The 19070-nt window shown below is 38.3% G+C and carries 16 protein-coding genes and 1 pseudogene; 6 read left to right on the forward strand and 11 right to left on the reverse strand.

Annotation, left to right across the window (positions count from 1 at the left end):
- The 3 genes and pseudogenes from FTU83_RS07875 to FTU83_RS07885 all read right to left on the reverse strand — a co-directional run.
- The coding region (locus FTU83_RS07875; RefSeq protein WP_151813106.1) for a transposase at nucleotides 1-140 on the reverse strand (140 nt) is incomplete at its 3' end.
- Between the two features lie 83 nt (nucleotides 141-223).
- Nucleotides 224-931: pseudogene (locus FTU83_RS07880) on the reverse strand (ATPase, T2SS/T4P/T4SS family); the annotation flags it as partial.
- A 270-nt stretch (nucleotides 932-1201) separates the two neighbouring features.
- Nucleotides 1202-2287 carry a 3-deoxy-7-phosphoheptulonate synthase gene (locus tag FTU83_RS07885; RefSeq protein WP_180054815.1) on the reverse strand — a complete coding sequence of 362 codons (1086 nt, stop codon included), beginning with the start codon at nucleotides 2285-2287 and terminating at the stop codon, nucleotides 1202-1204.
- 700 nt (nucleotides 2288-2987) lie between these two features.
- Between FTU83_RS07885 and FTU83_RS07890 the strand changes: the two genes are divergently transcribed.
- Entirely contained in the window at nucleotides 2988-4571 is a 1584-nt protein-coding gene (locus FTU83_RS07890) for an ATP-binding cassette domain-containing protein (RefSeq protein ID WP_180106032.1), read from the forward strand.
- A gap of 491 nt (nucleotides 4572-5062) precedes the next feature.
- On the opposite strand, the gene FTU83_RS07895 is transcribed toward FTU83_RS07890, so the two are convergent.
- The 3 genes from FTU83_RS07895 to FTU83_RS07905 all read right to left on the reverse strand — a co-directional run bounded on the left by FTU83_RS07895 (nucleotide 5063) and on the right by FTU83_RS07905 (nucleotide 8695).
- Nucleotides 5063-6232 (reverse strand): acyl-CoA desaturase, encoded by a 1170-nt coding sequence (locus FTU83_RS07895; RefSeq protein WP_180106033.1) that lies wholly within the window; start codon nucleotides 6230-6232, stop codon nucleotides 5063-5065.
- Nucleotides 6233-6267: 35 nt separating this feature from the next.
- Complete coding sequence (locus FTU83_RS07900; protein WP_180106034.1) at nucleotides 6268-7287, reverse strand: flavin reductase family protein; 1020 nt, start codon at nucleotides 7285-7287, stop codon at nucleotides 6268-6270.
- Nucleotides 7288-7579: 292 nt separating this feature from the next.
- Nucleotides 7580-8695 (reverse strand): S-(hydroxymethyl)glutathione dehydrogenase/class III alcohol dehydrogenase, encoded by a 1116-nt coding sequence (locus tag FTU83_RS07905; RefSeq protein ID WP_180040330.1) that lies wholly within the window; start codon nucleotides 8693-8695, stop codon nucleotides 7580-7582.
- Between the two features lie 125 nt (nucleotides 8696-8820).
- Between FTU83_RS07905 and FTU83_RS07910 the strand changes: the two genes are divergently transcribed.
- Complete coding sequence (locus tag FTU83_RS07910; protein ID WP_180106035.1) at nucleotides 8821-10377, forward strand: phospholipase D family protein; 1557 nt, start codon at nucleotides 8821-8823, stop codon at nucleotides 10375-10377.
- 101 nt (nucleotides 10378-10478) lie between these two features.
- Here the strand turns inward: FTU83_RS07910 and FTU83_RS07915 are convergent, their stop codons facing one another.
- Complete coding sequence (locus FTU83_RS07915; RefSeq protein ID WP_218945783.1) at nucleotides 10479-11138, reverse strand: class I SAM-dependent methyltransferase; 660 nt, start codon at nucleotides 11136-11138, stop codon at nucleotides 10479-10481.
- A 137-nt stretch (nucleotides 11139-11275) separates the two neighbouring features.
- Between FTU83_RS07915 and FTU83_RS07920 the strand changes: the two genes are divergently transcribed.
- Complete coding sequence (locus tag FTU83_RS07920; RefSeq protein WP_180106036.1) at nucleotides 11276-11713, forward strand: hypothetical protein; 438 nt, start codon at nucleotides 11276-11278, stop codon at nucleotides 11711-11713.
- A gap of 75 nt (nucleotides 11714-11788) precedes the next feature.
- Here FTU83_RS07920 and FTU83_RS07925 read toward each other — a convergent pair whose 3' ends face one another.
- Entirely contained in the window at nucleotides 11789-13180 is a 1392-nt protein-coding gene (locus FTU83_RS07925) for a PLP-dependent aminotransferase family protein (RefSeq protein WP_180040324.1), read from the reverse strand.
- 253 nt (nucleotides 13181-13433) lie between these two features.
- Here FTU83_RS07925 and FTU83_RS07930 point away from each other — a divergent pair, with 253 nt between their 5' ends.
- Both FTU83_RS07930 and FTU83_RS07935 read left to right on the forward strand, forming a co-directional pair.
- Nucleotides 13434-14309 (forward strand): DMT family transporter, encoded by an 876-nt coding sequence (locus tag FTU83_RS07930; protein WP_180106037.1) that lies wholly within the window; start codon nucleotides 13434-13436, stop codon nucleotides 14307-14309.
- 132 nt (nucleotides 14310-14441) lie between these two features.
- The gene (locus FTU83_RS07935) at nucleotides 14442-14936 is read left to right on the forward strand and encodes a pyridoxamine 5'-phosphate oxidase family protein (RefSeq protein ID WP_180007801.1); all 495 of its coding nucleotides are present in this window, start codon (nucleotides 14442-14444) and stop codon (nucleotides 14934-14936) included.
- Nucleotides 14937-14975: 39 nt separating this feature from the next.
- Here the strand turns inward: FTU83_RS07935 and FTU83_RS07940 are convergent, their stop codons facing one another.
- The gene (locus tag FTU83_RS07940; RefSeq protein ID WP_180007796.1) at nucleotides 14976-15584 is read right to left on the reverse strand and encodes a uracil-DNA glycosylase family protein; all 609 of its coding nucleotides are present in this window, start codon (nucleotides 15582-15584) and stop codon (nucleotides 14976-14978) included.
- Nucleotides 15585-15623: 39 nt separating this feature from the next.
- Nucleotides 15624-16340: an SGNH/GDSL hydrolase family protein gene (locus FTU83_RS07945; RefSeq protein WP_180073904.1), complete on the reverse strand. Its 717-nt coding sequence runs from the start codon at nucleotides 16338-16340 to the stop codon at nucleotides 15624-15626.
- Nucleotides 16341-16777: 437 nt separating this feature from the next.
- On the opposite strand from FTU83_RS07945, the gene FTU83_RS07950 reads away from it, so the two are divergent.
- Complete coding sequence (locus FTU83_RS07950) at nucleotides 16778-17932, forward strand: alpha/beta hydrolase-fold protein (RefSeq protein WP_257222551.1); 1155 nt, start codon at nucleotides 16778-16780, stop codon at nucleotides 17930-17932.
- A gap of 64 nt (nucleotides 17933-17996) precedes the next feature.
- Here the strand turns inward: FTU83_RS07950 and FTU83_RS07955 are convergent, their stop codons facing one another.
- On the reverse strand, nucleotides 17997-19043 hold the full coding sequence (locus FTU83_RS07955) for a fatty acid desaturase (RefSeq protein WP_180011456.1): 1047 nt from the start codon (nucleotides 19041-19043) through the stop codon (nucleotides 17997-17999).
- Nucleotides 19044-19070 lie beyond the last annotated feature (27 nt).

The following is a 19070-nucleotide window of genomic DNA, read 5'->3' on the forward strand; positions in this document are numbered from 1 at the left end:
AATCCATGTTGCAAAGCGACTGAAGCAATTGAAACGTCCGGTGCTTTACAAGCCTGAACGATCTGCTGTTTAAATTCAGCACTGTATGTTCTTCGTTTTTTCGCAAGAGATGCGATGGATGTCTGATTATTTGTAGTCATAAATTTAAGTCCCCACTTGTTTCTAAGTGGGGACTAAATTAAGGCTTATAGGATGAATTCAGAAGGTGTGTTCAGCGGACGCTTACACATAAATGCCCTGTTTCAGCAAAGGCAATCGCATGTTCCATGGTTTCGGTGTCACGAATTTCACCGATTAAAATCACATCTGGCGCTTGTCTTAGAGTGTTTTTTAAGGCGTTATGCCACGAATGACTGTCTACACCGACTTCACGATGTGTAATCATGGATTTTTTATGTTTATGAACATATTCCACTGGGTCTTCAACAGTGATGATATGGCCTGCACTATTTTCATTTCGATAATCAATCAGCGCCGCTAAAGAGGTTGATTTTCCTGAACCTGTACCTCCAACCACTAAAACTAAACCACGTTTTTCCATAATCACGTGCTTAAGCGAAGCCGGTTATTTAAGCTTTTCAAAATTTGGAATTTCTGCCGTAATGGTACGAATGACCATACCCACATGTAACTGTTGCTGAAATACATTGACACGAAAACGCGAAACGTTTGGCACACTAATCGCAAAGTTACATTCTAGTTCTGTTTCAAACTCTTTGCGCTGCTTCTCATTCATCAAACTATAGGCGAAAAGCTTTGTTTTCTCAGCATCAAGTTCTTGCTGCCCAAAGAGTTTCATCATGCCTTGATGTTTAATACTTGGTGGAAAATCTGCCGTAATAAATAAATCAGAACCCCCATATTCAACCACTTTGGTTAACATGTGGAACATAAAACGGCGTGCTTCTTCCAACAATTCAGCAGTGTACATCAACTTCCCCAATATAAAATTTCAAACACCCAAGCACAGATTGTCATTATTTCAGGCGCTGTATTGGGCTTAGATATTATTGTGCATAAAAAGTGTGATTCACTCAAACATAAAATACTGAATTATCAGTATATATTCTAGGAAATATGCCATTTTTCAATTTTTATATCGCAGTAAACAATAAAGTAAATTTCAAAATAAAAGCCTTAGAACAATCAATGTTCTAAGGCTTTGGGCTAAATCAATTCAGACTGAGTATGCTCTGGATTGTTAAGCACTACGTTTGATTTGTGATGCACGAAGTTCATTCGCAACCTGTTGAATCAAATCAATGGTTTTGTCCCAACCTAAGCATCCATCTGTTACAGATTGACCATAAGTCATGTCACAACTAATTTTTTGATTACCATCCACTAAATGACTTTCCAACATCACACCACGCACTTGGGTATGCTCACGCTCCGCAACAATTGTGCGTAATACTTCAGGTTGCTTCATTGGGTCTTTATGGCTATTACCATGACTACAATCGATCACTAAAGCTGGTAAATCGCCTTTTACTTTACTGCGAATTTTGTCTATTTCAGCCAAACTATAATTTGGACCTGTATTGGAGCCACGTAAAATCAAATGTGCTTGCGGGTTGCCAACAGATTCTAAAACACACGGTAAGCCAGTTTGACTCATACCTAAAAACTGGTGTGGATGCGAAGCAGATTGAATAGCATCTAGAGCAATTTGGATTGAGCCATCTGTACCGTTTTTGAAACCGATGCTGTATGGCATATGACTTGAGATTTCACGATGAATTTGTGATTCGCTGGTACGCGCACCGATTGCACCCCAAGCCAAAAGGTCATCAAAATAACCCGTCGCCATTGGGCTTAAAATTTCAGAGGCGATCGGCAAACCCATTTCAATAATTTGTAAGTACAGCTCACGTGATTTTTCTAAGCCCAACTGCATATTAGATGAACCATCTAAACTTGGGTCATACATATAGCCTTTCCAGCCCACTGTAGTTCGTGGTTTCTCAATGTATGCGCGCATCACAAGAAAAATTTGATCTGAAACTTGTGTCTGTAATTGTTTTAATTTTTCGGCATATTCCAAAGCAGCAATTGGATCATGAATTGAACATGGGCCTGTAATAATCATTAGACGCGGATCTTGACCCGTCAAAATATTTTGAATCGTTACACGATGTGCAGCAATTTGTTCCGCTGATTGAGCAGATAAAGGTAATTGTTGTTTCAGTTGATGAGGCAAGCTCAAAAGTATTTCTTTCGACTGCGTAGATTTCTGTTGAATTTCTGAATTTTGAGTTTGTTGTAAAGCTGTATTTAGCGCATTCATTGGTTTTATTCCTTTGGACTGTGTACACAAACAGTCCGATCTTTTATCTGAGCGTTATGGGACTTTGGGACTTCAAGGCTTTAGACATAGACTGACTAAAGTAAAACCAATAACCGTTGCTAAAATATGAATTTTTTACTGTAAACATGAGATTTCTCCAAAAATATTATAAAAATCAAGACATAAAAAAACCTGATCAGGGTTGCCGATCAGGTATAAACTTGGTGGGCAACCTTTTTCATGCCCGAACGCGTTCAGGCAATTATCTAAACTGCCAAAAGTAATAATATGCGTTTGAGATTAAAGGTTGCTTTAACATCTTGATTTCATCAAAAAGTATCTGTCTGAAAATTAAAATACGCTGTATTCAGCAGTTTGACAATAGTTTTTTGCTATTTTGTTGTATTAAATAACTCTACTTTCAATTATTGCGACCTACTTTTAAAATTTGATGTATTGATTAATAAATAAACATTTATTAGACTGCACAACATTAGGCTGTCTTAAGCTTTTTTCCATTTATTTTTAATTCGAGTATTTGCCAATGAAGTAAGCCCTGTTTTTTTCATCATCAAATCCATTTTTTTGATGTGCGAACACATGGCTAATGACTTCGACTGCATTTTCTCAAATATTGTCTTTTTTATAGAATAAAATTAGTTATTTGTATTGCGCATCTTTGCTATCGCAAGGTGCATCTATGACTCAAACAGCTTGTACAATTTCCCAATTAAGTTTGGAATTTCCATCCAAAACACTTTTTAAAAACCTGAAATTTAACCTCAATCAACAACAGCTTTCGGCATGTATTGGTCGCAATGGTTTAGGAAAGTCCTGCATCCTTAAAATTTTACATCAGCAAAATCTGAAAGATCTCCCATACGAAGGGGAAATTTCATGGAATGTACCACATGCCTATTTATCACAATTTACTCGACTAGAAGCTGACACGATTGCTTCTGCACTCGGTGTGGAAAATTTATATGACGCATTTCAACGTATCGAAATAGGCAATGCCAGTTTTGAAGACTTTGAGCTGACTGAAAACCAGTGGCACCTTCCTACACTTTGGCAGCAACAACTTAAGCAGGCTTCACTTCCAACAGATTTAAATTTCCCAGTCGCTCAGCTGAGTGAAGGTCAAAAAACCAAATTGGCATTGTGTGCATTATTTTTAAAACCCGACCATTATTTGCTTTTGGATGAGCCAAGTAATCATTTAGATGTATCTTCACGTTTATGGCTCATCGATCGCTTAAAAAACCATCCTGCCGGTGCATTTTTTGTCAGTCATGATCGAGAGTTGCTGCAACATGTAGAGCATATCTACGCTTTAAATGAGTTTGGAGTCACGCATGTTACTTGTAACTATGAAGACTACGTTCAACAAAATGATCTGCAAAATAAAGCCTTACAACGTAATGCTTTACAGCATAAACGTGAGTTAAAACAGCTCAAATTACAGCAACACGAAACACAAATGAAAGCACAAAAACGAGAACAACAAAGTCATGCACTACGCAAGTCGGGCTCCCAAGCCAAAGTGTTACTCGATTTTAAAAAGGAACAAGCCGGTCAAAACCTCGCAACAGTTCAAACACAACAGCAGAAGCAATTGGAAGAAAAGAGAACCCAACTGCTTCAATCACAGCAACAACTTGAGCATGTCAAAGAGCAGCAATTTGTTTTTCAACATCGCGCTGAAAAAACTGGAGAAATCTTAAGAGTTAAACATTTTCATAGCAAAATATCTCAGCACCAGCCTTTTGACTTGGCCTTACAGGCAGGTGAAAAAATTCATTTAAAAGGAAAAAATGGTATTGGTAAATCTACATTTCTAAAGTATCTGAGTCAGACCACATCACAGTCTAGCCATGAAACGTTTTTGTCTGTGCATACCCTGTATTTAGATCAAAACTTGAGTAATTTATCACCTGAACTGAGTGTTTTGGACAATTTGGCAAAGTTTAATCCTGAGGTTTCGTCAACGGAATGGCGTAATCAACTCGGTCAACTTAGAATCCGTGGTCAAAAAGCGGAACTGCCATTTCACTGTTTAAGTGGTGGTGAGCGTTTAAAAGTGACCTTGTTAGGCTTAAATTATTTAACACCGAATATTGAGCTTTTATTGTTAGATGAACCTGAAAATCACTTAGATATAGAGTCTAGAATGTTATTGGCTCAAGCCATTCAGCATTATACAGGTGCGGTGATCCTCGTTTCACATGATGCTTATTTTGTAGAATCTTGTGGCATTCAGAGTAGCGTCCAATTAGTTGAATAGCTCTTACTCTTTAGAAAGATCTAAAAAAGCCAAAGTAGATGAACGCTACTTTGGCGAATTTGCTGCTTTAGAAATCGTTCTTATTTAACTGATATTACGCACGTAAAAGTAATTTCGCATTTTTAAAATGCTTTTTCAGTCTATTCGACGGAGTCTTACATCTAGGGTTTAGATAAAGAGATTAGCCTTCGGCTGGAGGTGCTCTTACGAAACGATGTTTCTCATTAGGCAAAATGAGAAGCAAAGCTTCGCAAGGAAACCATCTTGCAGTGCAATGCACCTCACCGACAAAACTCGTTCACTAGCGTCAAATTATTCAAAGTATCGCAAAAGCATTTTTGATGAGAAGTAGTCCTGTCTCAAACAGTTGCAGATGACGTTACCGTGTATCGTTCTTTTATTTGAATCAAATTGCGTTTCTGATGTTAATACGTAGCTTCAGCTTCTAATTTAAGATCTCTTAGGACAATATTGCTAAACAATACTGTGTTTTAACGCCCGATTTTCTTCATGATTTTTTGTTTAACATGCTGTTGAAGTGATGCTGAACGTTCCTTGATTTCGGCTCTCCAGTCATTCGGCACTGAGCATTTCGCGAGGCGAACCCAAACGCTAGCAAACTGTTTGATAAAACTGGCTTCGTTATAGTGAATACTATATTCCTCACAAAGTGCTTTAATTTTAGGTGCGGCTTCTGCATAGCGATTCGCAGGCATATCTGGAAATAAATGGTGTTCAATTTGGTGACTCAAATTACCACTGAGTATATGTAACCATTGCGTTCCACTAAAATTACTTGAGCCACGAATTTGACGGAGATACCATTCTGCTCGAGTTTCATTTTCGGTATTGTCCATCTCAAAGTTTTCCGCATCTTCAGTAAAATGTCCATTAAAGATGACAGCGGAAGCCCATAAGCTACGAATCACGTTGGCTACAGCATTTCCTGCAAATACAGGAATTGCATTGGGACCTGCAATAAGCGGGAAAAACACATAATCTTTAATCACTTGGCGCTTAATTTTCTGACGTACATCGGCCGCTTCATGCCATACATCTTTCCAAGTTTTGGTTTTATACGCGATAACATCTTCTAAATGTAAACGTTGAATGCCGACATACCACTCAAAGAAAACCATGAGTTGGGCAGCCAGTGGGATATTAAAAAGAAAACGTGGCTCCCACTTTTGCGATTCACTCACACGAATTAAACCATAGCCGACATCATGGTCCATACCGACAATATTGGTATAGGTGTGATGCACATAGTTATGGGTATATTTCCAGTCTTGGCCCGTGGCAATGGTATCCCAATCATAATTAGCACCATTTAAACTCGGGTCATTTAACCAATCAAACTGACCATGCATCACATTGTGTCCGAGTTCCATGTTCTCTACGATTTTAGAAATACCCAATAGGCCTGTGCCGAGTAACCACACTGGTGGAATCCAGCCTGCAAACATCAACATGCCACGAGATGCGATCTCGCTATAACGGACAAAATTGCGAATTTTATAAATATACGCTGCATCTTTTTCACCCACACTCTGGATGATTTCACGGCGAATTTGCTCAACTTTTTCGCCAAATTCAGCAGTTTGTTCGGGTGATAAATAACGTGACTTACTATTCGGACTAATATATATCGATTGATTCATGATGACGCCCCTGATTTGTTTTTATGCGGCTTGGGTTAGAGTTGAATGCGTACGGGTGAAATTGCCTGAGAGACACATAACTTGATTTGTGTGTTATTCGCATGATCAATTTCGCCAGTGAGTAAGTTTTTCACTGAACCCTGTAATTTGGTACACGAACAGGTATTACAAATACCCATCCGACAGCCATGCGCAGGTTTTAAACCGGCTTTTTCAGCACTTTCAAGTAAGTTACCTTCTGCTAAAAAATCTTGCTGGGCTAAACTAAAAGTGACAGGTTGAGCAGGTACTGAATCATCAGCAATCATTTGAAAATATTCAGTGTATAAATAATCTGAAAGCTTGAACTCACGATACAGTTGCTCAATGCTTTGCATCATTGGCGTTGCACCACAGGCATAGCAATCTCGCAGCTTAAAATCAGGAACCATGTGATTTAGCACCTCTGGTGAGATATGCAATTTGGTTTTCAGCGTATTAATCGCATGTAAATGTACATGGTTAGATTGCTTCGCTAGTTGAATCAATTCATCCAAATAAGCATCATCTCGATTGAAGTAAATCAGGTCAACTGTACGTCCAAGCTGAATGGCTTGTTTAAACAAAGCCATGATTGAGGTAATACCACTCCCTGAAGCAAGCAGTAAAATTGGGCGATCCGAATTTAGCTTTAGACCAAACACACCTTGCGGTTGGGATAATTCAACAACATCACCTGTTTTTAATTGCGTCAGGCAGTTGGACACTTTGCCTTGTTGTTTGACGGCAATCACCACATGACCTGATGTATTGATTTCGACGATGCTATAGCTACGTTGATGACGTACACCATCTTTGACAACTGTCACCAGAACACATTGGCCTGGTCGATAGTTTGCTGCTTTAAAATTTTGATTCGCTAAAAAACTCAGTTCATAAAACCCGATCCCCACACAACGTGATTTGACTAATTGTGCTTTTACACGTTTGTAGGCCCAAATTGCATCAAATTTTTCTGCAATAAAATCAATAAAATCTTCCCGAATCCACTCAGGCTTGTAACTTGTAGTTGTCATTTTTTGCCTCGGATAATGCATTAATATACATTTGTTTTTTAAATTATGCTTACATTAAGTTTAGTGCTAATTCCCCACCATGTGAATTCGGGACAAAATCTATCATTTGGCATTTTTTATCATTTTATGTCTAACAATCTGTCACTTTTTGCAAATCCAAATTTGAAGTTCTGATTTGTCGTAACAACACAAATAAAAAAAACTAGGCCAAAGCCTAGTTTTTAAAACAGTGAAAGTTAACGCATTAATATTTAATGATTAGTAGATAAATCAATAATATTTAAATCAATGTTTAGTCTTCAAAATGCACAACAGAGCGAATTGATTTACCTTCATGCATTAAATCAAACGCTTCATTGATTTTATCCAACCCCATGGTATGGGTCACGAATGGTTCAAGTTTGATCTCACCTGACATGGCTTCTTCTACCATACCCGGTAATTGTGAACGACCTTTAACACCACCGAATGCAGTGCCTTTCCAAGTACGACCAGTAACCAATTGGAATGGACGGGTTGAAATTTCTTGACCTGCACCTGCCACACCAATAATCACAGATTGACCCCAACCACGGTGAGCACATTCCAAAGCAGAGCGCATCACATTGGTATTGCCAATACATTCAAATGAATGGTCGACGCCCCAGCCCGTCATTTCTACAATCACTTCCTGTACAGGACGTTCATAATCTTTTGGATTAACAAAATCTGTAGCGCCAAATTCTTCAGCCAGTTTGAATTTGTCAGGATTGGTATCTACGGCAATGATACGACCTGCTTTGGCTTTTTTAGCACCTTGTACCACAGCCAAACCAATACCACCTAAACCAAAGACTGCAACTGAGTCACCTTCCTGAACTTTAGCGGTATTTTTAACTGCACCAAGGCCTGTTGTTACGCCGCAACCCAACAAACATACATGTTCGTGGTTCGCTTCAGGGTTAATTTTTGCCAAAGACACTTCTGCAACCACAGTATATTCAGAGAATGTTGAACAGCCCATATAGTGATAAATCGGCTGACCATTATACGAAAAACGTGTTGTGCCATCCGGCATTAAACCTTTCCCTTGTGTCGCTCGTACAGATACACAAAGATTTGTTTTACCCGATTGACAGAATAAACATTCACCACATTCTGCGGTATAAAGTGGAATAACATGATCACCTGGTTGCACTGAAGTCACACCTTCACCGACTTCAACCACAACACCTGCACCTTCATGCCCTAAAATTGCTGGAAATACGCCTTCAGGATCATCACCCGACAATGTAAATGCATCTGTATGACACACACCTGTATGGCTAATTTTGACTAAAACCTCACCAGCTTTAGGTGGTGCCACATCAATTTCAACAATTTCTAAAGGCTGACCCGGTCCAAAAGCAACGGCTGCACGTGATTTCATGTCTAAAAACATCCTGTATGGCTTATAGTAACAGATGAGCTACAGTAACCTCTTTTTAAGCCTAGATACAACCTTAAAACATGATGTTATGATGAATTTTTTAAGGAATGATTAATGCTATTCGAATGATACAATTACGTGAAATAAGTTGTACTGTCGGTTTAACTGTTTCGATCAGCCTATTAACTGGATGCAGCTTACCTAGCAATCAGTCAAAAAAAGATGTCCCTATACAATCGCATGCAGACAAATGGATTACGTCAGCTACAGACTTAGAAAAATTACAACAAAAACAAACGGCTTATTTAGCATTAGATGATGCCTTCTTAAGCATTGCTTCTCGCCTACATTTGATTCGAAATGCAAAATACACCATCGATTTGCAATATTATATTTGGGAAAATGATGCTATTGGGCATCTGATGTTTCAAGAATTACTGCATGCCGCTGACCGTGGGGTAACAGTCAGGCTACTAATTGATGATCAAAACGGGACGAAACTCGATCCGACCTTACAATCCCTTTCAGCTCATCCCAACATTTCAATCAAACTGTTTAATCCCTATAAATTCAGAAATTTACGTGTCATTGATTATGCATTTCGCTTAAAGCACATTAACCAGCGTATGCATAATAAATTAATTATTGCCGATGGTTTTATGGGCGTAACTGGTGGTCGTAACATCAGTAATGAATATTTTGATGCCAGTGAAAGTTTTCAATTTACAGATTTGGATATCCTTTTCTATGGCGAAGCCATTCAACAAGCCAATCAGGTGTTTTTGAACTTTTGGAATGATGATTTAAGTTATTCTGTTCAGCAATGGATTGGTGCAGGTACAAAAGAAGAATTAAGTCAATTAAGACAACAATACCAAGAAAACTCTACAACGTTGACTAAAGATCAACAGCGCATTAACTATGCACAGCAACAACTGGCGGCTCAGCTTAAACTAATACCGGTGAATTGGGCCGAAGCACATTTCATTGCGGATAGTCCGAATAAAATTCGTGGTGAGGCTAAAGAGCAAGAATTAATTTATAACCAATTTTCTACTTTGATGGGACAGCCCAAGGAACGTATGGAATTGGTTTCAGCTTATTTTGTTCCCACGCAACAAGGAACTGACTTTTTGACGGGTCTTGCAGGCAAAAATGTAGAAGTCCGTGTGTTAACCAATTCATTTTTAGCCAATGACGTCGCTGTCGTTCATGCGTTTTATCAAAAATATCGCAAAGATTTACTTGAAAATGGCGTGAAACTATATGAATTTAAACCTTATATAGAGCGTTCAAAACGCACATGGTATGAGGTCATAACTGGAAATATCATCCCTGCAAAAGGCAAAAATGCCTCTAGTTTGCATGCAAAATTTTTCGATATCGACGGAATGGTGTTTATTGGATCATTTAACTTTGATCCACGTTCCGCAAATTTAAATTCGGAAGTTGGCCTTGTCGTTAAGTCTGATCGATTACAAAACGATATTTCTGCCGCATTAAACCAATATTTACCGCAAATTGCGTATGAATTAAAACTGGATGAAAACGGCGAAATCATTTGGTTAGAGCATCAAAAAAATGGAAAAACCAAAACCTATACCCATGAACCTGAAACAACTCGATTCCAACGATTTAGTATAAAAGCAGTGTCATACCTCCCGATTGAATGGATGATGTAATGACAACGTACTGATAAATGATTGAATTGCCCTCGTCGAGGCTATTTATTGAAATAATCTGATAAGTTCGATCAAGTCAAAAACGGTCTTAGTCAGTCTCGTTAATATGAGTGCTGGCTTTTGAAAACAACCAAGCCATTGATTTCGCCAAGAAATTCCACTTGCCCATATTTGGCTGCTTTCAGCGCGGCTAAATGTTCCTCAACTGACATATACAACTCATGATTTTGCTGTGCATGTGGTGCATATAAATGATCACATACAAAATACACGCCTTGTGTATTTAACAACGTTTTTACAGTCCGATGAAACTCTGCTGCATACGCCTTATGTCTCAATTCATGTAAGGCCTGATGAATAATAATCACATCAAAGGTGCTGTTTTGATTAAACTGAAGTGACTCTTCCCAATTAGATTGTTTAAAATCCCCTGTTATAAAATTACATTTTAAGCGTTGCGCTGCACTTAGTTTTTCTTTTGCCAAGTCATGCATAGCTTCGGAAAAATCAAATGCAGTGTAGTGAATATTTGGACAATGATTGATTAAAAACTCAGCCAAATAGCCTGGGCCTGAACCGAGTTCAAGCACGTGCGCATTCGGGTTGAAAGCCAAAATAGAGTCAACATACATTTGAAAGATGTCATAACGCCATGGACGTTTAAGATTGACTTCAGCAGCCCATTGTTTAGCTTCGATTGGATCTTTTAAGTCTATGGGGCTGTGCACATCATTTATGTGAATATTATTTTCGCAATTCATTTTCTTAGACTTAATTTAGATAGACTGAATGCTATTTATACATAAAATATCTCAATAAAAGCAAAGGTTTTACTCACACTTGATGATGCTTTAACATCCACCTCTTATTTTGTTTTATCTCCTCCTAAAGTTTTCTAATGCAATTTTTTGATTTAAGCCGCCAATTTAATTTAAGTGATATTTTAACGCCTTTTACGACACTTCCTGAACTTGGACATCAAGAATGGTTTTTGTCGAAAGTTCGGGTTGAGCATGACTGCTTATCTGACAATGACATGATTGAAGGCCAAGCTGTGCTTAAATCTAATCACAATATCCAAATTGAGTTGGAATGGTTAATTCAAGATACAGGTCATGAATTACAGCTTTTATTTAAAGGCATTGAAACTGCAGCTAGCGAAGAAACTTTGGTGATCGTGAGAGGTGCGCAAATTGTAGATGATGCAAACAAAAAAGTTTCATCCCAGACACTGAGTTTATGGATTGATGGCACATTACTGCCTATGCTGCCTAATATTCGCAAAGAAATTAAAGCGCGATTAAACCTTTGGGATTATGTTGAGTATGATGGCTAAATACCTCGCCTGAAAAACTGTTTGGCCTGAAAAAAGGTAATCAATCACAGACCTGAAATCTGCATCATTTTTTAGTTAAGCTGTATCTTGCAATTTCAGCTCATTCAGACACTGCTGCAAAACATCAAATACTTTTTTGTCGATGCACTGCGCGACATTAAAACGCATGTATTGCCCTGCGTTCTGTGCTGAGCTGAATGAATTGCCTGGTGCAAGAATGATACCTTGCGTCAAACAGCTTTTTGATAGTTGTGCTGCATCAATATTTGCAGGTAATTGACACCATAAAAAAATGCCAGCTTTGGGCATAACGACTGGATGAATGTCTAGAGCTGCAAGTTTCTTTACGGCATCCATCATATGTTTTTGTAGCTGTTTTTTGACCCATTCAATATGCCTTATATAACTACTGTCCATAAGGGCTTGATAAATAATCTCTGCATTTAAATGACTGGTATTAAAATGAGTTGCAATATTCAAATCAATCAGCTGATCAATTATTGATTCGTGAGCAATGATATAACCACAGCGCACCGCAGCAGAAAGCGTTTTGGTAAAACTGCCAATTTGAATTACCTGCTTTAAACCCAATAAAGTTAAATAACGTGGCGCATGTAGATACTCAAATTCGGCAAAAATATCATCTTCAACGATGATTAACCCACTTTGCTCTGCCAATTTAGCAATTTCAAATGCCGTTTGCATAGAAAGTGCTGCACCAGTTGGGTTGTGTATGCCTGAGTTGGTTAAATAGATTTTGGGCTGAAACTGCAGCACTTGCTTAAATACTTCTACATCTGGACCATTTTTGCCATACGGTAATGTAATGCAATTCAGCCCATGTGCCTTAATCAGTGCCCTAAAATTAAAGTAACATGGATCATCGATCAGAACCGTATCACCAGTTTTAAGTAAATGCCGAAAAATCAGATCAATAGAATGTGTTGCAGAATCACTAATGAAAATCTGCTTCAAATTAAGCATTACATCATAAACCTCACCTTTACGAGCAATATAGCGGCGTAAATTTGTATGACCGTGTGGCGCCGAATAATCTATTAAGAAACTGCTATCAGATTTAGCAGCCGTTTTTAAGGCTTTACGTAAAGTCTGCTCTGGCATCCATTCTTTTGGCAGCCAGCCGCAACCGGGAATCAGCATACCTTCATGAGCATCTAGCGATTGGCGTGAAATCCACAACGGATCGACCTCTCGGTTATATTCAATAGCATGCTCACTTAATAAAACATTTGCAGTAGAACGTTTGCAGACATAATAGCCAGCTCCAATTCTTGACTCCAATACACCGCTACTGACCAACCGTGCATAGGCTTCTACAACAGTTGAAACCGAACAGCCCAACTGTTGGGAAAATTGACGTACCGAAGGAATGCGGCAGCCTTCAGAAAGCTGTTTCTGATCGATCAGTGTTTGGACTTGCTGCATGACCCATTCGATTTTTGTCATCTTTTCATTTCCTTATTCATGCAGTTTTAGTGAAATATTACGACACACTTTGAACTTATTAACTGACAGTTCAGTCTATTAATCGTTCTAAATCTTGGCTTTACAGCTTATTCAAAGATGGCTATAGATGCAAATTGTATGGGTATTTTATCCATAACAGTTCTTTTTAATTGTATTTGACTGTATCTATTTCAGTCATACAGTACGGTATAAATTTTATTACATATCTTTAGACCAAAAATATGGAATGAACATGCAATTTGACCTCAAAGAAGTTCATCAGGGCTGGCTCAACGGTTTTATTGGCGTTGTTATTTTTGCAGGTTCTATGCCTGCAACCCGTGTTGCCGTTCAAGGCTTTAGCCCCGAATTTCTGACACGCGCTCGCGCCTGTATTGCAGCTATTTTAGCATTGATACTTTTATTCGTTTTAAAGCAGCCTAAGCCATCTATGCTGCAAATTAAATCCTTATGTATTGTTTCAACAGGTGTTGTCATTGGTTTTCCATTATTTACGGCACTGGCTTTACAAACAGAAACTGCGGCTCACTCTTTAATTTTTGTAGCTTTACTACCATTGGCCACGGCTTTTTTTGCAGTGCTACGTGCCAAAGAAATCCCTAAAAATGCCTTTTGGCTGTTTGCAAGTGCAGGCAGTGCTTTAGTCATCTTTTTCATGCTACATCAATCTGGTGTTAAAGGAATTTCTCTCGGTGACATCTATATGATTATTGCTGTTCTGCTCTGCGGATTGGGCTATGCCGAAGGTGGCGTACTGTCTAGAGCTTTAGGTGGATGGCAGGTCATTTGCTGGGCTTTAATCATTGCTTTGCCACTGATGCTGCCACTCTGCTGGCTCTATTTCCCAAACGATTTTCAACATATTCCTCTCAGCGCATATATTGGCTTAGCGTATGTGTCATTGTTCAGCATGTTAATCGGCTTCTTTTTTTGGTACAAAGGCTTAGCTTTGGGTGGAATTGCCAAAGTCGGTCAAATCCAGCTAGTACAGCCCTTTATTGGCCTTATGCTGTGCGCCGTATTATTAAATGAACAGATTAGCCTACTGATGATTGCGGTATCTTTAGCTGTAGTGAGCTGTGTTGTTCTAGCTAAAAAGTACGCTTAAATATTTTTTAAATTGCCTAATTTTAAAGCAAATACAGTGGCATGAATGACCAGTTTATTGCCATTGTTTAGCACAAAAATAGTGAAAAACTCTGATAGAGTGATATGCATAGACAATAATAAAAAAGGCAAAATCATGAATCATCAGAATTGGACTCAAATTCGTAAAGTCGTTGCAAATGCCCAACGTGCGTCTATGCATTGCTCGATTGCTACGGTTGATCAAAATTACCAACCAACAATCACCCCAATTGGCACTTTATTTTTACATGAATCAACCTTTTCAGGTTTCTTCTTTGATACTTATTCAGCGTCACTGCGGGATAATTTAACAATGAATCCAAAAGCCTGCATACAAGCGATAAATAGCAGCAAAGCCTTTTGGCTAAAATCATTAATCAATGGTCAATTTCAAGAATATCCAGGGATACGCCTATATGCTGAAATTGGTGAGTTACGGCCAGCAAGTGAAACAGAATTCGCTTTGGTTCAACAAAGAATTAAGGCATTAAAATGGACTAAAGGTAGCCGCCTAATTTGGAATAATTTTCATCAAGTGCGTGATTTTTCTGTACATGACTTCAAATGGGTACAATATCCTGCAATGATGCCTAAATCATCTTTCTAAGGAAAGCAACCATTGATAAAAGATTACACCAAAGCTTTCTTATAGTAAGTCAATTTCTTTAAATAATTTACTATACGCTTCGGCTTTTTTTTCCAATGCTAGTGGATAAGCTCTAGATGATGACGGCATACGGTATAAAGTCAAATCTCTGCCTGCAAATTCGGTACGAACAGCATGCCCAATGCGTGGTTTTTCAGTATTTTCTGGCATCGAGAGCATCAACGTATCAGTCGCCTTGTCTCCCGTCGTCATAATACTGCGGCAATTCGGCATCTGCGTGAGTAACTTCGCAATATCGGTTGGCTGATAAATCTGTAAAAACTTGTCTGATGCATTACCTTTCAAACGAATCACTTGATAGGCAGTATCAAAAATGCCTATACCTTTTTCATTTAAAAAATCTCGAATGAGCTGTTCTTTAAAAGTCTTGCTCTCTAGATTGAGAAAATGATTTTTATCCTGAAAAAAACATAGGCCAAAGATTTTCCACATGTCATTTTGAAAATTTGGATAATAAAAATCCATCTTCCAGCGGGTTTTTGGAGGTGGAAAACTCCCTAACATCAAGAGTTTCCCATTTGATGGCAAAAATGGCGCTAAAGGATGTGTTTCGATTTGCGGATTCACGCCTGAAATATCTTTGCTCATGTAAATTTAACTTCGCCCAGTGGTTGAATCATAAAATGTCTATGAAAATTGTTCAGTGATTTGTTTTGCTATTTTTTCAGCCCATAACTGATAAATTTCTTTGCTCGGGTGAAAGCCGTCTTTTGCCATTTGTAAATTTTTTTCACGATATTCTTGTAAATCGTATTCAATTAGCCTCGTATTAGGCTTTGTTTTAATAAAATTTTTTAACAGCGCATTCATCTTCTGAGAATATTGTCCAAACAGCCATGACAATGGAAACGGTAAAGCTGGAAACTCATCCATTGGTGGCACACCTGAAATGATCAATAGCTGTGGTTGAAACTTTTCCTCGACAGTTTGATATAAACGCTGCTGGAGCTTCAACCACTGGTCTGGTTGTTTTAATGCTGTGACATCATTGACACCAACAGAGCTGATCACGACATCAAAGTTCTGCGTTGTGACATTATCCAAAGCATTGATGATTTGCTGGCTGTTAAGCCCCGTTGTGGCTTCAAGGCAAAAGTGAACTTGATAATCAGGCGATAAAATTTTAAGCAATTGTCCCAATAGCGCATCTGACTGATGCTCGACGCCGACACCTGCTGCTGCTGAATCACCTAGTATTAATAGCGATAATGGTCGATTACCCTGACCACTCATCCCACAACGTTCTCCCATCGGTTCTGCTAAACGTGGGGTATTTTTTTTCACACGGTAACCTTGGATCAGTAACGCAGGTAACAGCAGCAGTGTTGATACTTTGAGTAGCATAATATTTGGGTAATGAATTAAAGCTTGTCGTCTTCATTATTTTAAATAGTTTAAGAAACAAAGCATTGACTCTATTGTTATTTTTCTACATTTTCTTTTGTTAAAAGCATCATTCTGCGGCATATTGCTAGTTTTTTATATTAATAATGATTATCATTTATTGGTTTTCATCCTACCTATTTTATTATTTCAATGAAAAAACTTTCCCCACTTTTTTTAGCTTGCTCTATTAGCATTGCTGTTTCTTCTGCTTTTGCCCAAACTCAAAATTCACCCGCTTTAACCGATACAATAGAAAAAAACATTTCCCCTATGCTGCTGCATGTGAAGATGTTAAAGCGCGAAGCCAAATATTATTAAACCTACAACATCAGTTAGATCAAAATCCAAAACAACATGCTCAAATTCTCGAAGATTTTTGGAAGCGTGTAGAGCTTATGGGTACACCAATCATTGAAAACTATGATGAAAAACATGACCGTATAATTTTTTTATGGAAAGGTGCGCAGCATAATGTTCGCCTTATTGGTGGCCCAAGTAATGACCATGAATGGTTAACACGCCTACCAAATACCGATATTTGGTTTAAAGAATCGATTATTGATCATCGTTATATTGGCAGTTATAGCTTTGCTGTCGATTTACCGAACTTAGAAGGCTATCTGTCAAATTATTGTCCGCATCTGAATCCTAAACTTAAAGAATCAAGAATGCAGCGTCGTGCTGTGATACAGGTACAACGGATTGATCCTTTCAATAAAAAGACTTATCTCGCAAGTGATGACACGTCAGGCTTGCGTAATGAAAATTTAGTGGCGCTTAAAGATGCCCCGCCTTTTATTGATTCAAAACAATATCCAAATGTGAAACAGCCCCAATTACAAGAGTTTGTTCTAGACAGCAAAATTTTGAATAACTCACGTAAAATCCAAATTTACCAATCTAAAGCTAAGAAAAATCAAAGCTATATCACCGCTATATTTTTTGATGCTCAGCAATATAACGAGTTGCTGAATGTGCCAAAGGCATTAGATATATTAGTTGAGCAAGGTCAGTTACCGCCAATTCAAGCCATTTTTGTTTCTCCACCGAACGATCAGGAACGACCTAAAGAATTAACACCAAATATAAAATTTTCAGCATTTTTTAGTGCTGAACTGATGCCTTGGATTCAAAAAAATGCACCTGCAAAAGTCGATTCGAAGAAAACGGTACTACTTGGGTCAAGTCTTGGCGGTTTAAGTTCAGCTTATTTAGCCTTAGAAAATCCAAATCAAATTAGTCATGTCGTACCGTTATCTGGGTCATTTTGGTGGCAAAATGCGCCGACAGACCTCCCAAATGGCATGAGTAAAATCATTCGTGATAAAACCTCACAACCTAAACAGCATTGGTTTATTACTGCCAATAGTTATGAAAGCTCACGCAATAATAATGAACTGAGTATTTTAGAGACTTCACCTATTGTTGCAGCCGATTTAAAAAATAAAGGTCATGATGTGCATTACCAATCATATATCGGCGGACATTCCTACGCGGTATGGCAAGTTGCCTTGCAAGATGCGCTCAAGCATTTTTTTGCACACAAGTAATTTATAAAAGTTTCGATCATAAAAAAGCCCTCAATTGAGGGCTTTTTTTGAAGCTAGTACTGATTTAATTCCAGCGATTTATGCGTTTAAAGGTTCCAAAATCATTGAAACGTACACCAACCTCACGCATGACTTGGTGTGCAGTTTTTGCGGTTAGATGACGAATATAAAACGGCTCTTTGACCACAAAATGGTGAATGGCATGGGTCGAACCGAAGTTAAAGCAAAACAATTGCATTGGGAACAACCACCACGGATTTAACACCTGAGTTTGTTTAATGACATCGCGTGGGTCAATATCACCATAATAATGCATATTTGAGCTGATAAATTGTAAGCAAAAAGAGCGTATAAAGTTCGGGATAATCCAAACCACAGCTAGAAAATTAATCGTTGGAATTAACTTCACTAAATTAACTGACCAACTAATACTTTGCCCTAACATTGGAGCAATACCATTCACCACATGATAAATGACAAATACATACCAAATGCCGTAATAAACAAAACTTAAAGGGAAAAATCCAGTCAGTTGAGAGAAGAATGCAGTTTTACGTTCTTTTTCAGGTTGTTTTTCAATGAATGTCCTAATCATCTTGAACATTTGAAATGGGCGCAAATACACCGTCATCAATTGATCGCTAATGACCAATATTCGGCGTAATCCCCAAGGCATGCCATTACTGATGCCCCGTTCTTCCAAGTCATATTCTGAACCTGAATACTTATGGTGGTTGAGGTGCAAACGACGACGTGCCCAAGGACTAATGGTATTGGGACGTGCTAACCAAACCAAGGCCAACATGAGATGATGAGCCCACGGCGTCTTTTTAAAATACATATAATGAATCAGGTCATGTTCTAATTCATGTGTCAGTGAAGCAAACATCGCCACCAAAATCACACAAGCCCATGCCGGTAAAATGCCAACAGCAAACGCCCAAGCTGAACCCAACATTCCCAGTAGCGCAAAAATAAGGATGGCTGCGCCTATAAAGTTTTGATGTTTTAAAATGGGATATTGCTGACGTAAGTCTTCACCAGCTTTCGTTACGACAGTTCTGACTTTGTTAATTCGCTGTTGATCTGTCATATCGGAAGACATAGACATAGTACAAACCTAAAAATTAATGAACAG

Source organism: Acinetobacter sp. YH12152, assembly GCF_013418285.1.
Lineage (GTDB): Bacteria > Pseudomonadota > Gammaproteobacteria > Pseudomonadales > Moraxellaceae > Acinetobacter > Acinetobacter amyesii.

Excerpts from the sequence above, each read along its gene's own strand:
- FTU83_RS07885 (WP_180054815.1), bottom strand. The coding sequence starts at position 2,287 with ATGAATGCGCTAAATACAGCTTTACAACAAACTCAAAATTCAGAAATT.
- FTU83_RS07890 (WP_180106032.1), top strand. The coding sequence starts at position 2,988 with ATGACTCAAACAGCTTGTACAATTTCCCAATTAAGTTTGGAATTTCCA.
- FTU83_RS07895 (WP_180106033.1), bottom strand. The coding sequence starts at position 6,232 with ATGAATCAATCGATATATATTAGTCCGAATAGTAAGTCACGTTATTTA.
- FTU83_RS07900 (WP_180106034.1), bottom strand. The coding sequence starts at position 7,287 with ATGACAACTACAAGTTACAAGCCTGAGTGGATTCGGGAAGATTTTATT.
- FTU83_RS07905 (WP_180040330.1), bottom strand. The coding sequence starts at position 8,695 with ATGAAATCACGTGCAGCCGTTGCTTTTGGACCGGGTCAGCCTTTAGAA.
- FTU83_RS07910 (WP_180106035.1), top strand. The coding sequence starts at position 8,821 with ATGATACAATTACGTGAAATAAGTTGTACTGTCGGTTTAACTGTTTCG.
- FTU83_RS07915 (WP_218945783.1), bottom strand. The coding sequence starts at position 11,138 with ATGAATTGCGAAAATAATATTCACATAAATGATGTGCACAGCCCCATA.
- FTU83_RS07920 (WP_180106036.1), top strand. The coding sequence starts at position 11,276 with ATGCAATTTTTTGATTTAAGCCGCCAATTTAATTTAAGTGATATTTTA.
- FTU83_RS07925 (WP_180040324.1), bottom strand. The coding sequence starts at position 13,180 with ATGACAAAAATCGAATGGGTCATGCAGCAAGTCCAAACACTGATCGAT.
- FTU83_RS07930 (WP_180106037.1), top strand. The coding sequence starts at position 13,434 with ATGCAATTTGACCTCAAAGAAGTTCATCAGGGCTGGCTCAACGGTTTT.
- FTU83_RS07940 (WP_180007796.1), bottom strand. The coding sequence starts at position 15,584 with ATGAGCAAAGATATTTCAGGCGTGAATCCGCAAATCGAAACACATCCT.
- FTU83_RS07945 (WP_180073904.1), bottom strand. The coding sequence starts at position 16,340 with ATGCTACTCAAAGTATCAACACTGCTGCTGTTACCTGCGTTACTGATC.
- FTU83_RS07950 (WP_257222551.1), top strand. The coding sequence starts at position 16,778 with ATGGGTACACCAATCATTGAAAACTATGATGAAAAACATGACCGTATA.
- FTU83_RS07955 (WP_180011456.1), bottom strand. The coding sequence starts at position 19,043 with ATGTCTATGTCTTCCGATATGACAGATCAACAGCGAATTAACAAAGTC.